Annotated in this window: 10 protein-coding genes; 5 read left to right on the plus strand and 5 right to left on the minus strand. The window is 40.5% G+C overall.

The window, feature by feature from the left end; genetic code table 11:
- Positions 1–193 precede the first annotated feature (193 nt).
- On the plus strand, positions 194–1,945 hold the full coding sequence (locus R7Q41_RS13900) for a polysaccharide lyase family 7 protein (protein WP_053349965.1): 1,752 nt from the start codon (positions 194–196) through the stop codon (positions 1,943–1,945).
- Positions 1,946–2,415: 470 nt separating this feature from the next.
- Here R7Q41_RS13900 and R7Q41_RS13905 read toward each other — a convergent pair whose 3' ends face one another.
- Both R7Q41_RS13905 and R7Q41_RS13910 read right to left on the minus strand, forming a co-directional pair.
- Positions 2,416–3,981 (minus strand): polysaccharide lyase family 7 protein, encoded by a 1,566-nt coding sequence (locus R7Q41_RS13905; RefSeq protein ID WP_318144528.1) that lies wholly within the window; start codon positions 3,979–3,981, stop codon positions 2,416–2,418.
- A 76-nt stretch (positions 3,982–4,057) separates the two neighbouring features.
- Complete coding sequence (locus R7Q41_RS13910) at positions 4,058–4,831, minus strand: oligogalacturonate-specific porin KdgM family protein (protein ID WP_017634227.1); 774 nt, start codon at positions 4,829–4,831, stop codon at positions 4,058–4,060.
- Positions 4,832–5,402: 571 nt separating this feature from the next.
- On the opposite strand from R7Q41_RS13910, the gene R7Q41_RS13915 reads away from it, so the two are divergent.
- Positions 5,403–7,148, plus strand: coding sequence for a hypothetical protein (locus tag R7Q41_RS13915; protein WP_318144529.1), 1,746 nt, complete (start codon positions 5,403–5,405; stop codon positions 7,146–7,148).
- A gap of 228 nt (positions 7,149–7,376) precedes the next feature.
- Here R7Q41_RS13915 and R7Q41_RS13920 read toward each other — a convergent pair whose 3' ends face one another.
- The 3 genes from R7Q41_RS13920 to R7Q41_RS13930 all read right to left on the minus strand — a co-directional run bounded on the left by R7Q41_RS13920 (position 7,377) and on the right by R7Q41_RS13930 (position 10,813).
- The gene (locus R7Q41_RS13920) at positions 7,377–8,420 is read right to left on the minus strand and encodes a polysaccharide lyase family 7 protein (RefSeq protein ID WP_318144530.1); all 1,044 of its coding nucleotides are present in this window, start codon (positions 8,418–8,420) and stop codon (positions 7,377–7,379) included.
- A gap of 197 nt (positions 8,421–8,617) precedes the next feature.
- The gene (locus tag R7Q41_RS13925) at positions 8,618–9,907 is read right to left on the minus strand and encodes an MATE family efflux transporter (protein ID WP_411979065.1); all 1,290 of its coding nucleotides are present in this window, start codon (positions 9,905–9,907) and stop codon (positions 8,618–8,620) included.
- A 189-nt stretch (positions 9,908–10,096) separates the two neighbouring features.
- Positions 10,097–10,813, minus strand: coding sequence for a FadR/GntR family transcriptional regulator (locus R7Q41_RS13930; protein WP_054574339.1), 717 nt, complete (start codon positions 10,811–10,813; stop codon positions 10,097–10,099).
- A gap of 560 nt (positions 10,814–11,373) precedes the next feature.
- Between R7Q41_RS13930 and R7Q41_RS13935 the strand changes: the two genes are divergently transcribed.
- The 3 genes from R7Q41_RS13935 (at position 11,374) to R7Q41_RS13945 (ending at position 14,814) form a co-directional block, all read left to right on the plus strand.
- The gene (locus tag R7Q41_RS13935) at positions 11,374–12,093 is read left to right on the plus strand and encodes a FadR/GntR family transcriptional regulator (RefSeq protein WP_318144532.1); all 720 of its coding nucleotides are present in this window, start codon (positions 11,374–11,376) and stop codon (positions 12,091–12,093) included.
- Positions 12,094–12,235: 142 nt separating this feature from the next.
- Positions 12,236–14,098, plus strand: coding sequence for a putative nucleotidyltransferase substrate binding domain-containing protein (locus R7Q41_RS13940; RefSeq protein ID WP_017634232.1), 1,863 nt, complete (start codon positions 12,236–12,238; stop codon positions 14,096–14,098).
- Positions 14,098–14,814 carry a 3'-5' exonuclease gene (locus tag R7Q41_RS13945; protein ID WP_005388533.1) on the plus strand — a complete coding sequence of 239 codons (717 nt, stop codon included), beginning with the start codon at positions 14,098–14,100 and terminating at the stop codon, positions 14,812–14,814. Before R7Q41_RS13940 ends, R7Q41_RS13945 begins: the two co-directional genes overlap by 1 nt.
- The last annotated feature ends 355 nt before the right edge of the window (positions 14,815–15,169 follow it).

Raw genomic sequence — 15,169 nt, forward strand, 5'->3', positions numbered from 1 at the left:
AACCGTTAATAACTCTTAGGAAAAACAGACATAACTTAACCTTACGCCTTATCAAAGACACCACTTATAGATATAGAACTCTTCTGAGATTTAATTAACACTTTTACTATTTAACTTATGACTAAACTACTCCCCAATAACACTAAAATGATATTGTATTACAAATATTAAATGGTATAAGAGACGTACTACTGTGTTTATAAAATCAACTAAATTGCTTCTAATAAGCTTCTCTGGGCTTGGATTAATAGGGTGTGGAGGAAATACCTCCCCTACAAGCCAAGATGATAAACCAAATATTCCACACCAAGAGCATGTAGCACCATACTCAATAGCAAAATTTCAAAACATATTGAGTAATTCAGATTTACAAGTATCAGATCCCAATGGGGAGGAGGGAAACAAAAACAGTGACGTCAAAAATGGAGCATTCTCGGATTATAAGAGTGACCACTTTTACGCAGAAAAGGATTCCAATTACCTTGTCTTTAAAATGTCGAACTACAAAATGCGCTCAGAAGTTCGTGAGCGAGAAAACTTCAACATTTCAGAACAAGGCGTCTTTAGAACTTTGTATGCAGATGTTCGATTACCAGAGATTAACCTTGCAATGGCTAGCTCCCCTGCAAACCACGATGAAGTCACTTTCCTGCAAATTCATAACAAAGGCACAGATACTTCTGGTATAGGTGCTATCCCACACCCTTTGTTACGAATCGTTTGGGAACAAGAACGAAACAGTATCACTGGTCATTACTGGGCGGTAGTAAAGAACAATGCCATAGATTGCAGTCTACCTTCTAGCGCATCAGATTGTTATGCAACATCATATGATCGTTATGATTTAGGAAAAGCCGATCTCAACGCATTCACGCGATTCGAAGTAAAAATCGGAGAAAACACATTAACCATTAAAGTGAACGATGAGCAAAAGGTAAATGTAGATGTATCCTACTGGCAGCACCTCCTGAGCTACTTTAAAGCCGGAGTTTACAACCAGTTTGAAAACGGTGAAGCAAAGGTACAATTTAAGCAGCTAGGACTAACCAAAACTGACCATACTGATTCAATAGCCTGGAATATTGACGATTGGAAATTAACCATTCCTGCAAGCAAAAATGATTGGTATGGTTTTGGCGGTGACAGCGCGGCTGAATTAGAGCCTGAGCGTTGTAATTCAAGTAAAGATCCTCTGTCTAACGAAGAGAGCGTTTACCAACGCGAGATTGATTTATCATACTTCAATGTTATTGACGGTAGCATGCATTTCCGTGCCGATATGGGTTACGGCACGTCAACGGCCAACTCCAGTTACATCCGTTCAGAGTTGCGAGAGCTCTACATCAGTACTAACTCCCCGGATTGCAGCACCAGCGATGAAGAGACAAGTTGGTATATTGAAGATAGTCGTACCGGTGCAACTTCGCATACGCTAAACGCAACACTAAGAATTAACGAATACCCTAAAATCGACGGTCAATTACCAAAAGTCGTGGTAGGCCAGATACATGGTTGGAAAATCAGCCAAGCACTCGTGAAGCTACTTTGGGAAGGTGACAATAAGCCAGTCCGAGTTATTCTGAACGATAACTACAAACTTGATAACAACAAAGACTGTACTGATTGCAACGCATTCAGCGTTAAGCTTGGTACCTACGCGGTAAACGAAGACTGGCAATATACGATCCGTGCCGATAAGGAAGGACTGTTTTTAGCCACCTACGATGCAGATGGCAGTAATATGGTCTCGCACACACTGAAGTGGGGAGAAGCATACTCAGACACCGCTAACAACAAGTCCTATACTCTTACTGAAAGATGGGCGTCGCCTGATATTGCGTTTTACTTCAAAGCCGGAATTTACCCTCAGTTTAAACCTGATAATGCATATCGAGGAGAAATCTTTGATGTGAGCTTTAGTGCTTTGAGCACTCTTCATCAATAGTCATTTCAATCTCTTAGCAATAGGCTTGCTACTTTGCTCTAAAGCAACGAACAAAGCTCATACTGCCGCCACGGGAAATTTATTTTCTCGTGGCCTCTTCTTTTAGAACACCACAATTCAAATCGCTTCACGCATAGTGTTTCCTTCTACGATAAATATATAAATCAACCTCCACTTAGGCAGCTTAAAAACAGCTTCTATAGTTTCATGAGATATTTATCTACCCTAACGCTGAGTTATTTTAAATTTAACCAATTAAACTACTCTAATATACATTCGCACTTAAAAATAAACATTGCCAGAAGATAAAAGCAATCAATAATTATTACTTACCTATGGTGATAAATTTTTAAATTAATTTATCTATGTCAATTAAAATAATATTTGAGGGCTTTTATTCTTCTATAGAAAAAAAGCCCTCAGCTACAAAGCCGAGGGCAAAGGACTTCAATCAACTAAAAGTGATAGAACTAGCCTTGGTACTTACCAAAAGATTGTTTTAATTTATAGAAAGTAGCTTGTGCGTAATCATCTGGATTACCGTACATATTCTGGTTATAGACACCGGCTTTAAAGTACATATATCTGCCACCTTCGTCATAGCCACTGTCACTCATATCTACGACTTGAACAACATCATCTTTACCATCACGTTTTACCGTAACTGTCATTGTGTTGCCTTTCACATCAATGATGTAGCTGAATTTTTCACCTAGCGCGATGCCATCGTCACCGATTTCACCAGTCATATCACCCACTAAGCTGTAGTAATCCTCTGTTCCAGTTTTGGTTTTTTCGTGAGCAAAGTAAACTGTACCTGTTGGTTGGTCTGGTAGCTTACGATAATAAAGACGAATTGGCTCATCATCTTTGTCATGAATCTGGCCGATAATAAAGCGGCCAACTTCATGCGACTGACCAGTTGTGGTTGCGTGGTCAATCTTCAGAGTAGCTTCAAGCGTACCGTCTACACCACCCGCTTCTTTTTGATCTTCAACTGGTGCAGAACTGAATACCCAGTTATTAGGATTTACACCTTTTGTGCTGTAAGACTTATCACCAGCACGAAGCATGGTACGTAACTCAGTTCGCGCGTATTTAGTGTTTTCAGAAGTTCGAGCGCCTTTCACATAGCTCTTGAATACCATTCCGCCATCATCTGCTGTGTAGAATATATCAGAGTGTTGGAAGCCGTTAGCCAAGTCCCACTCATCAATATCATCAGCACGACCATCTTTGTCATGGTCGAAAGGTGTCGTCAGTTTCCAACGTGTTAAGTCAAAGTTTTCACCCGGTGCATTTGTCGCGAGTGGCTCTTTCGGTAACGTAGGGTAAGGCATTGCTTTAGAAAGATCACACGTCACAGTCGTTTCACAAGGACGGACGATTGGTGCTCCAAAGTCGCCTTTACGATTCTTTTTGAGTAAATCCTTTTGTGCCTTTTGCTCCGCTTTCATTTGCGCAATCATAGCCGCTTCAGCGTTAACGACGTCATCAGTAATGATGTGACTTGCCGGACAGGCATTAATTCCGCAATTAACTGCCGCTAACTCAGTAACTGAGTTCCATTGGTTTTTGCTATTACCGTGGCCAACGTAACGAACATAGCGTGCTTTTACTGCAGGCTCAAACTGGAAGCGCTCTAAGCCAAGTGCGCGACCAGAGCTTTGCGCACCCTCAATAACCGTCACCCAGTTTTCACCATCAGTACTAAACTGAACATCAAATTTGCTGACGCGTTCGTTACCTTTGCTGAACGAGGCTTGAATTGCGTCGAACTCATAAACCGAGCCGTAATCCAACATCGCCCACTCACCATCACCATTTGCTGACCAACGTGTCATAATATCTTGGTCAAACAACTGCTCTGGAACATTACCATCATGACTACTCGCCGTTATCGTAACGGGAGTCAGAATATCAGCACCAGTTTCTTGGTTGTTTGGAAATGGAGCTACCATGGTCGCCGTACTATTACAGCCCACAGCAAGTAAAATAGAAGAAGCTAACAAGCTTTTGAAGAAAATATGCTTCATGTAATCTAACACCTACAATATAAAAATGAATTAACAGCTCTTTTGCTGTAACAACAATTAGGCAATAACACTCGGGTTAAAAGCTGTATTTAAGGCCAAGGCGTGTTCTCAATTGGCGGTCATCCGTGGTTGAACCATCCTTACCTTTGACATTCCACAATTCAAAGTAAGGACGGAAATCTCCCATTTGGTAACCAACAATTAAGCCAGCATCCCACTCAGAATCTTTCCAATCAGATAAACGCACTTCGTCATAGTTTTTGTTGTAGTTGATCTCATAGCTCAGCTTGACGTTATCAAGGTACTCGTTATCAAACTGACGCATATCGTAAGAGCCTGTCAGTGTCCACTTACCTTGTTCAACTGTTTTCCCAGCAACGCTTACCGAAGTACCATCCGTTAGTGTTTTGTTACCTGCACCATCTGAATAAACTTGAAATTCGTGTCGGTAACGTAAAGCGGTACTTAAGCCAAAAGAGGATTTGTAACCAACACGAACTTGTGGTTTATAAGTGGTTTTTTCGTCATCATCGCCAAAAGTAATAGGCATCCCTGGTTGGATAAACCATTGTTTATTTATTTGGTAGCGAACTCCCCAATCAAACTCAGAATCACCAGCAACGAGTTGATCCCAAAAATGCGAGTTGTCGTAACTATGGAATTTTTGTTCAACACCAAAGTTCAGTTTGGTCTGATCGTTAATTTTAGAACTACCACTAATTTTGATACGTTGGGCATAAGTTTCACTCTCATGCTTATATTCTGCGCGATAGTCTAAAGTTGCTGCGGAAACCGCTCCCGCCATTAATGTGGAAGCAACGAATAGGGACATTGTTGTAACTGCTTTCATGATTATATCTCTCTGTATATATTTTTGGGGATACCACTTAAATCCCTGGATTTGATTCAACACTATTGAATTAATGTATGACAAATACTAGTTAATTCATCATGAGAGTTCTGTGATATTAATCATGTAAGTGCCCCTCAACTGACAATTTGTATTATTATATATTCAAAAGTGTTAGCTATGTCTGATTCTAAAACGACCTTTGTAGACATCACTTACAGAGAAATGTTTTAACTCGTTTCATATGATAAAGAAGAAGATTAAAAAAACATAAAAAACAATAAATTCAATGACTTAAAGTCAAAAATCTTGACATGAAATCAAAATTCCCTTGCTAAATCACCTTTAGTTTTTGCTGTTCCTCTATAAAGAAAGCTGTCAACCTCATAAAGGTTCAGCTCTTATTGATGTTGATATTCAACTATTTTGTGTGACTTATTCATCACTTCAGTGAGCAATCATTGTATCTAGTGTGAGTCGGATCATTCTATTGATAAAACCATCTAGATGACAGAAATTATTTGTCTAACAATATTACATAAATAAAAACACATAGAAGTGAGTACCTACCATGCAAGTAACAAAAATTGCAGCAGCAATTGCTATTTCCACAGGTTTGTTAACCGGATGTAACACTGATTTAAGGGATGCACCATCGGCTCCCCCACCAACAGAAACTGAGTCTGAGTTGAGCCAAGGTATGTGGGATATTTCAACACCAGCCACTGTGGCGAAATCCGATGATGAGCACGACCTGCCAAACGTCTATGTCTTTGAAGACGGTACGCAAAAGTATTATAACGATGATGATAACTTCGGTACTTACACAATCTACACTTCAACTTATACCGAAGATAAAGATACAGAGACGCTTACATTCAACCTTTATGACGAGAGCGATCTAGGTAACCCTACCGAGTTAACAGGGACTTATGAAGTTTCAAACGGCATGTTAACCATCTCAGGAACAAATGACGGAAACTTCACCGGTAACGATGAATCAGAAAACGATGCGGTGAAAGATGCAGTTGCAGCGGCAAATAATGACACTGGCGATAACAACGTCGTACAAATTTTGGATACCAATAAAGGTGGAACAGAAGAAGACACCGGTGAGTTACGAATCAAGCTGTCTGATTCAACGAGTGTTTCAGAAATTTCAACAGGCCGACTAACTGTAGATCTAACTTACCAGCATCATGAAGAAACAGAACAGGAAGCCGACGGTTCTGGTGACAATGCTTACATCTCATTTTATGCAGCAAAAACCTCGAATTCCAACTTGCATGGCGAAGTGGCATTTGAAAACGGCAAAATCAAATACCGCGATGCAAGTGGAAACTTGACGGAAACAGGCGACACGTTTGAGTTAGGTGAAAACCTCGCGATAGAAGTCAGTTGGATAGAAAACTTCTTCTCTTTTTCGGTTAACGGTAAACAAATAGGTGAAATGTTACCTGTCGCTGATGGCACCGCTGTAACCTATGTATCACTGAGACTAGGTGATAATGGCAACACTACAAACTTTGAATTAAATGCAGACAACTTGAAGATTTACTCTAGTGATTCGGGCTCTGAAGTGTTGGTTCTAGAAGAGGATTTTGACAACTACATTCCAGGCTTAGACCTCGCGACAATTTACAACAGTGCATCAAGCGAAGCGGTTGTCATTTCAGACGGAAGTTCTAATCCTGATAAACCGTCAGAAGACGTGAGTGAAAACTTTGACTCATACCCAGTAGGAACAAATATCAGTTCAGCAAACTCTAGTTGGAAAGAATACAATACGGTTGCTGATGACTCCTCCACCTTGACGTCCGTGGCTGTAGTAAGTGATGACGTATCAAAGAGCGGCGCTAACTCTCTGCTAATATCCGACACAGATACGACCAACAAACCATACGTTACGCGCGAGTTTTCAAACGGAGCAACATCAAACGGTAGCGTGTCATTCGATGTTTACATTCCGTCAGACAACGAAAAAACTACATACATTAATGTTGGCTCAGGTAAAAACAACTCAGATCGTTACTACGAATTGAGAATTTCGGGCAGTGGTAAAGTTGAAGCCGAAGCAGGATCAGATGACGTAGAAATAGGCACTATTACGACTGACGCTTGGAACTCAATGTCCCTAGCTTGGGATGGTGATGAGATTAACGTTTCTATTAATGGAAAAACGGTTGATGCGCCAAGCCAGTCCGAAACAGGCTTAGACGCAACGAATACACCATCACAGCTCACTATTTACGTAGGGGACACAAGTGGTGCTTCAACAAAAGCATATTTCGATAACATCGATTCAAAGCAACTCTAGTGTTATTTTGTAGCACTTGATACTAGGCCAGGCTTTCGAGCCTGGCTTTATTTTTTTACCTCTTCAGAAGAACAAAATTCAACACAATACTCTAAATTCAAGCCAGTCCCAGTGATTGCTTGCTCTATCTTGTTTCTTACCTTTTAAAGAATTCCACTGAAAACAAAAGCCTCATCAAATCGATGAGGCTTAAGTAGAAATCGAGTAGCTCTTAGTTTTCTATTAGTTTCAATTTTGATTTAGCTTGAGCTTAGAAAATGTCACGCTGTTATAGTCACCGTTTTTCTTGTCGACTGAAAAATCACCGGTGCCCGCACATCCTGTACCCCACACAGGGTGAGACTCACTGACGCTACATTGACCATAAGCTCCTGCTTTAAAATAGAACATGTCTTCTGCGTAGCTATGCTCAAAGTCCTTACTATCAATCCCCTTACTGAGATCTATGGAATAAGTCACTGTCTCGTGGCGTTCTGTTTCAAACGTCAAGTTCATCATAGTTCCTTGAACTTCTATCTTGTAGCTGAACTCTTCACCAAGAGCGATACCTGCTTGGCCTGGTTCTTCAAGGTTATCCCAAGTATTTCCCCATACTGGATATGCAATATCAATACGATTTGGATCTTCCTTCGCTAGGTTACGCTCGTAGTTCCAAAATACAGAGCCCATTTTGTGTTCTGGGAATTTTTTATAGAAGATTTTAATGGGTTCATTTCCATGTCCATAACCTTTACCCTCTTTTATTCTTGCATCAATTTTTTTCGCGTGGATTTGACCGACAACAACAGAATGAGCAGGCCCTTTTTCTGGAAATTTGGCGTGTTCAGAAACATGGTTCACTTTCAAGGTCGCTTCCAACGTTCCACCTACGCGACTGTGTTTAGCAGCCTGAGGGTGGCTCGATAAAGCCCAATGGTTTGCTAAATCATCGGTTTGAATAGAAAAGTCAGCGCCACGAGGCATTTCACGTAGTTCAGAGCGAGCATTCTTCGAGTTTTTTGTCGTTACCGCTTTATTCTGCACTTCAAACACCAAGTTGCCTTCTTCGTTCAAGAAGAAGAAGTCTTTGTGTGAATAACTCAGCATCGCCACACCCTCGATTTCGTCCACTTTTCCGTCTTCATTGATATCGGAAGGAATAGTGATCTTCCAGTTTCGCATATCAAATTTATCGGCAGGGACTGGATAATCAACGCCATTATTTAAATCAGAAGCGATAGCAAGAGTTGGTAAGGTAACAGCCATTGCGGCTACGAGTAGATTGAGTTTCATGTTCAAACCTTATTATATGTAATATTGTCATACATATAATAAGGTTTGCAACGGAATGATTCGAGGAAAGAAGTTATGATGTGCTCTATTGATCACAATTTATAAACTCGATAAACCCCAAAATGATAAGCTAGACATACTCCTCTTTAGTCCATAGCATCTACGAATATTTTCGACCTAATCCAATAGTCATAGAATCAATCGTACATTAGCTTGTCTGCCTTATTAATATCGAAATCTTTCAGAGACTTACGTGCTAAATGCCTAAATGGCCATGCCTTAACAATTTCTTCAAACGGCATGATTGCAAACACCCAAAACACTGAAAGGTCCAAGTATAAAATCATCAAAGCACATAACGGTATTGAGATTACCCACTGACCGGTAAAGTTAATCTTAAACACCTCCGTTGTTTTACCTAACGCTCTCAAAATATGACCATGAACGGTGTTATAGCCACGTACTATCGGTAGCAGTATGTAAAGTGGAGCAATCGCGGATAACGCTTTGTAAGTACTCGGGTCTAAGTCGGGATACAAATCAGGAAGAACGAAACTAAGTGCAAAAAAGAAAAATGCTGAAACGAACGAGATCATCACGGCCATATCAATACTAATATCGACATTGTTACGCAGCTCATCCATTTTTCTTGATCCAATTGCTTGGCTAATCGTGATTGCCGATGAATGCGCCCAAGCAGTAATGAACTGAGTACCCGCTTTGATCCAAGGCATCACGATAGTCATAGCGACATAAGCATTTAAGGTCAGTTGCGAGTACAGCAACATGTATATCGTTGCGCCAGTTTGTAACATTGTGACGTTCGCCGCGACGGGGAAAATCTCTTTAAAATGCTTATTTATATTGCTTTTCAATGACGCATCAAGCTTCTTAATAGACAAGATGATAGAATCATCAAGCTTAATGCACATGGTTAAATATAACAGCCGAATACTAATAGCAACCAAACTACCCGCCGCGGCGCCTTGAACGCCAATACCTTCAAAATTAGTCAGGCCGTGAATCAGAACATAAGACATCGCCACGTTGACTGGCAATTCAATCAAATAGCCTTTAAATGGAACTTTGGTCCGTCCAAGCGCATTGAACACCGCAATCATAACCTGAGTAATGGCATTGAATATGACGATGAACTTAGCAATTGCAAGGTAGCATTTTGTCTCCGCATAGAGATCAACGTTATCCGTCAACTTACTGATTAACGCTTCATCAAAGACAGTAATCAACAGCCAGAATAAGGATGCGACTAGAACGTTGATAACTAAAGCTGCCCAGAAACCTTTATTTAACGATAGATAATGACCAGAGCCTACCGCACGGCTAAGTACCAATTGAGACCCATTTGCTAGAGCCATTTGGATACCTAAAACAAAAGAAACTATTGTTGTAGCAATCCACATAGCAGCAAGTGAAACTTCACCTAATGGCGTAACAAGCAGCGTATCAATCATAAGCATTGATTGCATCAACAAAGCATTAAGAGCAAGCGGCCAAGCAAGAGATAAGTTTTTCTTTATATATGGTTGGGAAAACATTAGTAAACCTTTGTAATGAGGTTAAACGTTTAAACTAAAGAGCTCTGTCATTAGGCAAAGTTCATGACAAAAAGAAACGACAGAAAACTCTTTTTAGTCAATAAAAATGTACGCAAGCTCTTAACTATTCACGGCGTCGGAAAGCCTCTGATTCTCATCATTTAACAGCGTTTCAGAGGCTAAACGAGCTTGAAATGAGTTTCCGACCATAATTGCATCATAAATTGCACGGTGCTCATTAAGGCAGAACCTCCCTCCTTCAACTGACTTGTCAATAAACACCTTAAATATGGTCGAAAGTATATTGCTGAAGGGAACGTAGAATTGATTATCGGTACAAAGGAATATCGTTTGATGAAACAAATGATCGTTAGCAATCCACTCATCATAATCGTGACATCGTGCAGCCATCGTCATTCTTTGAAATACAATTGACAACAGCTTTCTTTGCTCAGCATTGGCATTTTGGGCTGCCAGCGCACACGCCTCTGGTTCTATGGCTTTACGCAATCCTAAAAACTGAGATAGAAACGGCTTAGTATCTTCTAAATCTTGGATCCACTCTAAGAGTTGAGGATCAAGAAAATGCCAATAGTTTCTTGGTAGTACCGTAGTTCCAACTTTTGGTTTAGAGATAATTAAGCCTTTAGCAGACAGCAACTTCGTCGACTCTCGTAGTGCTGTCCGACTAACACCAAACAACTTACACAGTTCTATTTCACTCGGGAGCTTCTCATTTTGACTTAATTCTCCTGACAATATTTTGCGAGAAATCTGTCTTGCTACTTGTACATGTATCTTGTGATTTGAATTCCCGAGAAGTGAAAACTCTGCCATCTATATTCCTCATTGCCAGCAGCCTAAACGACTTGTTTAGCTAATAATTAGAAAAGGCCAAATGAAACACGCTTTGAAGGCGGAGACTTTCTGTGTAAATGTAAAGCACTGTTATTTAGCGTCTAAAATCTAACGATCTTATGAATATGATTTTTACTCGCGAGGTATATTGGCCAAACTCAATATTGAATGGTCGAGTAGTAACATCATACACACCGATCTTTAGTATATAATAATACAATATCACTTTATTTAACAAGAAACCTGACCTTCTATTCAAATTGTGTGCTGTGTATTGAAAATCAGTGAGTACAATAAGTAGGCGCGACTAGAGTTAACTAACATATTGAGCTAACAGATAAATAAGGAATGATGTAAGAATCGGTGGCCTCATCTGTTATACGCTAAGTATCATAATCATGAAGGCTTCATAAAGCAGTCGGAGATTCAAAATGGATTTGTGAAGACAACTGTTATTACGTAAACATCTTCTTGGTGAGCTACACTTTGGATGATATAGTCCAAGCTTAAATAATACAATTTTAACGATAAGTGATTTTATGTCTGGTGAATTTCATTCTATCTCCGGTTCCAAGCGCAGCTTACATGTACAAGTAGCTCGCGAAATTGCTCGTAGCATTTTGTCAGGCAAGATCCCTCAAGGGTCCATTCTTCCAGGAGAAATGTCCCTGTGTGAACAGTTTGGTATCAGTCGCACAGCTTTGCGTGAAGCCGTAAAACTTTTAACATCAAAAGGTTTACTCGAGTCACGTCCAAAAGTTGGTACTCGAGTCATCAACCGAGCGTACTGGAACTTTTTAGACCCACAATTAATTGAATGGATGGACGGTCTAACAGAGATAGATCAGTTCTGTCATCAATTTTTGGGGTTACGACGCGCTATAGAGCCTGAAGCTTGTGCACTCGCAGCGAAAAATGCCACTGCGGAACAGCGAATTCAGCTATCAGAAGCATTCCAACATATGTTGGAAGTCGCTAAAGCAGACGAACTGGACAAAGCGCGCTGGATGGATGTAGATATTCGTTTCCATAGCATTATTTTTAACTCAACCGGAAACGACTTTTTCTTACCGTTTGGGCATGTTCTGACTACAATGTTCATTAACTTTATTGCTCACTCATCTGAGGAAGGCAATACGTGCATCGAAGAACATCGTGAGATTTATGAAGCAATAATGGCAGGCAATGCTGAAAAAGCACGTCAAGCTTCGGCTAACCACTTGTTGGAGTCAAAACATCGCTTACCCGAAGCCAGTTAAGCTTAGGGCTTGGGCGATCTAATAACTAGGCAAAAGCACGCATCTCGCGTGCTTTTTTAATTTCGTTTCCTCCAATTCTTTATGGCACACCATCAATATTTTGATATATAGTAATACAAATGTATTTTAAGAATGTTGTGTTATGACCGACTCGCTACTGCCAAATATCATACAGTTTATCAGCCAGATTGATCCGTTTGACAAGGTACCTAAAGGTGCACTTCGCGAGCTTGCTTCATCTGTTAAGATCACTTATTTAAGCAAGGGGGATGTTGTTGATCAGTATTCTTCTAAGAACGAAAAGTCACTTTATATTATTAGAACTGGCTCTATCGAACAGCGTAAATCTGATGGCATATTGAGAGCTAAACTTGGTCCGGAAGATTTGTTTGGCTTCACTTTTCTTGGTAACGAAGTCGAAAGCGGAAAAGAATACAAAGCAATTGCAATCGAAAATTCATTAGTTTATGTAATTCCAAATGCTGCGCTAAAAAAGTTGTGCACTTCTCATCCTGAATGTGCTGAACATTTTGCATCACAAGCTCAGGTACGGCTAAAGTCAGCATTAGATGTCGTGTGGTCTAACAAAGAAAAAGGGTTGTTTATTCGGCGTGTAGAGGAAGTTGCTAGTGGTCGAGTTGCAATTGTAACCGCTGAGCAATCCATTCAGTCAGTCGCCAACGAGATGATCGATAAGTGCTCTCCCTGCGCTGTCGTTTATCGTGATAATAAAATAGTTGGACTGATTACCGACCGAGATATGACAAAGCGAGTCATCGCCAAAGGATTAAGCATCTCAACACCAGTCGTCGAAGTCATGTCGCCTGATCCTAAAACAATTCATCCTGATGATTTAGTTCTGCACGCAGCCTCCATTATGATGCAGCACAACATAAGAAATTTACCCCTAGTCAGAGACAATAACGTCGTTGGCGTTTTGACAACAACGCACTTGGTTCAAAACCATCGAGTCCAAGCAATATTTTTAATTGAAAAGATCAAATATGCTGGCAGTGTCAAAGCTTTGTCTAGTTTTACGTCTGAGCGCCAAGCTATTTTTGAAGCATTAGTCGAAGGACGGGTTTCACCAGAAATCATTGGTAAAGTGATGACCATGATTATGGATGCGTACACTCGTAGGTTAATACAAATAGCCATTGATAAGTTGGGAACACCTCCCTGTGACTTCTCTTGGATTGTGGCAGGCTCTCATGCTCGCCAAGAAGTACATATGCTGTCAGATCAAGATAGCGCCATCGTATTAGATGATTCGGCAACAGATAACGACCGTATCTACTTCAAACATTTAGCAATGATAGTAAGTAATGGCCTGAATAAATGTAACTATCCATTGTGTCCAGGGAAATTTATGGCAGCGACCCCTAAATGGTGCCAGCCTCTCTCTGTTTGGAAAAAGTACTATAAGAAATGGGTGGCAAATCCTGAATACGAGCGCCTCCTCAATATCAGTGTCTTTTTAGAAATCCGAACCGTTTATGGAAACAAAGACTTTGAACAGATACTTCGCGATGAGCTTCACTCTAACATCAACGCTAATAGAGAATTCCTTACGATGTTAGTTAACGATGCGGTGAAAACAAACCCACCGCTAGGAATATTCAATAGCCTAGTATTACAAAAATCGGGAGAGAACAAGAAAACGCTCGACGTAAAAAAATACGCGATTAATCTAATCATTGATCTTGCAAGGATTTATGGTCTGGCAGTTGAATGTGACCTCACTGCAACTGATGAGCGTTTTAAAGCAGCTAACGAAAAAGGACTGCTCAGCCATGACGCGTACAAAAATATAATCAACGCATATCAATTCATCTTGTCGTTTCGATTTGCCCATCAATTAGAAGCACTAAAAAGTGGAGATGAGCCAAATAACCACATTGACCCCAATACGTTCGGTAGTTTTGAACGTCAACATTTAAAAGACGCGTTCCGCATCATTGCAGATCTACAAGAAGTCGCCAAACTCCGTTTTGGGAGCCGATAATGAAGCGCTTACTTGAGTACTTTCATCCATTGACACGAAAAAATCGTCAGAGACAAAAGCACTGTAAAAAGAAGCACATCCCTCTTTATCTTAAAAAGCTGCTTCGCTCGCCAAATCTGGACGTAAATCAACGAGCTTTTGACACTGAGTTCATCGTTCTAGATCTTGAAACAACTGGCTTAGACAGTGAGGAAGAAGTCATTCTTTCCATGGGCTGGGTAGAGATTCGACAAGGCCATATTGACTTAGCAACAAGTCAACACCTTTATGTACATAGCGACTCAAAAATTAAGCCCGAAACCATAGTTGTTAACCATATTACCCAACAAATGCTGACTGATGGAATCTCTATTCATGAAGCAATGCGGACATTCTTTAAAGCAGCAGAAAACAAAGTTATTGTTGCGCACGGATGTATAGTCGAAACTAGCTTTATTAATCAATATTTACAGCGAGTTTTCAACATAAAAGAGTTGCCGCTCATTTGGATAGACACCTTGCGAATAGAAAAAAGGTTACAAAGAGCTATCAATGCTTCCGATGAATCAGATGTGACTCTAGCAGCGACAAGGGAACGTTACGGGTTACCCGCTTACAACGGCCATAATGCACTTGCAGATGCAATTGCAACTGCAGAGTTACTATTAGTTCAACAAACCCGTATCGCACCTCAGACAAAAGCGACAGTCGGGCCCCTTTACCGGCTTAGCCTGTAATCATCCAGATCACAGGCCTATTTGCTAAACATGTTCTCTGTCACAATTTGGTATCATCAGCATTTACCTTAATTAATAATACAATATCATTAATGGAGGCGACGTTAGCAAAATGCAGCGAATAGCCATTGTCACTTGCCAACATCAGAGCGAGTGTAAACTGATTAGTTGCTCCATATCATAACTACATTTTAGAGAGCTTAGCATTGCATGTGCGCAATGATTGTCGAAGATCTAGCAGCGTTACATAAACAACCGAATTCAGGTGATGTCCCCTCGAACGTCATCTGCAGTGGTTAGTAATCATGTAAAGCCGCTGTTGCGAACTTCAGCCGACAGCTCGCGGTACTAGTAC

It is taken from the genome of Vibrio sp. 2096 (assembly GCF_033339595.1).
In the GTDB taxonomy this organism is placed as follows: domain Bacteria; phylum Pseudomonadota; class Gammaproteobacteria; order Enterobacterales; family Vibrionaceae; genus Vibrio; species Vibrio alginolyticus.

What these genes read in the sequence shown, in the direction of transcription:
- R7Q41_RS13920 (WP_318144530.1), bottom strand. Translation starts at nt 8,420, where the DNA reads ATGAAACTCAATCTACTCGTAGCCGCAATGGCTGTTACCTTACCAACT.
- R7Q41_RS13925 (WP_411979065.1), bottom strand. Translation starts at nt 9,907, where the DNA reads ATGCAATCAATGCTTATGATTGATACGCTGCTTGTTACGCCATTAGGT.
- R7Q41_RS13940 (WP_017634232.1), top strand. Translation starts at nt 12,236, where the DNA reads ATGACCGACTCGCTACTGCCAAATATCATACAGTTTATCAGCCAGATT.
- R7Q41_RS13915 (WP_318144529.1), top strand. Translation starts at nt 5,403, where the DNA reads ATGCAAGTAACAAAAATTGCAGCAGCAATTGCTATTTCCACAGGTTTG.
- R7Q41_RS13930 (WP_054574339.1), bottom strand. Translation starts at nt 10,813, where the DNA reads ATGGCAGAGTTTTCACTTCTCGGGAATTCAAATCACAAGATACATGTA.
- R7Q41_RS13935 (WP_318144532.1), top strand. Translation starts at nt 11,374, where the DNA reads ATGTCTGGTGAATTTCATTCTATCTCCGGTTCCAAGCGCAGCTTACAT.
- R7Q41_RS13910 (WP_017634227.1), bottom strand. Translation starts at nt 4,831, where the DNA reads ATGAAAGCAGTTACAACAATGTCCCTATTCGTTGCTTCCACATTAATG.
- R7Q41_RS13945 (WP_005388533.1), top strand. Translation starts at nt 14,098, where the DNA reads ATGAAGCGCTTACTTGAGTACTTTCATCCATTGACACGAAAAAATCGT.
- R7Q41_RS13905 (WP_318144528.1), bottom strand. Translation starts at nt 3,981, where the DNA reads ATGAAGCATATTTTCTTCAAAAGCTTGTTAGCTTCTTCTATTTTACTT.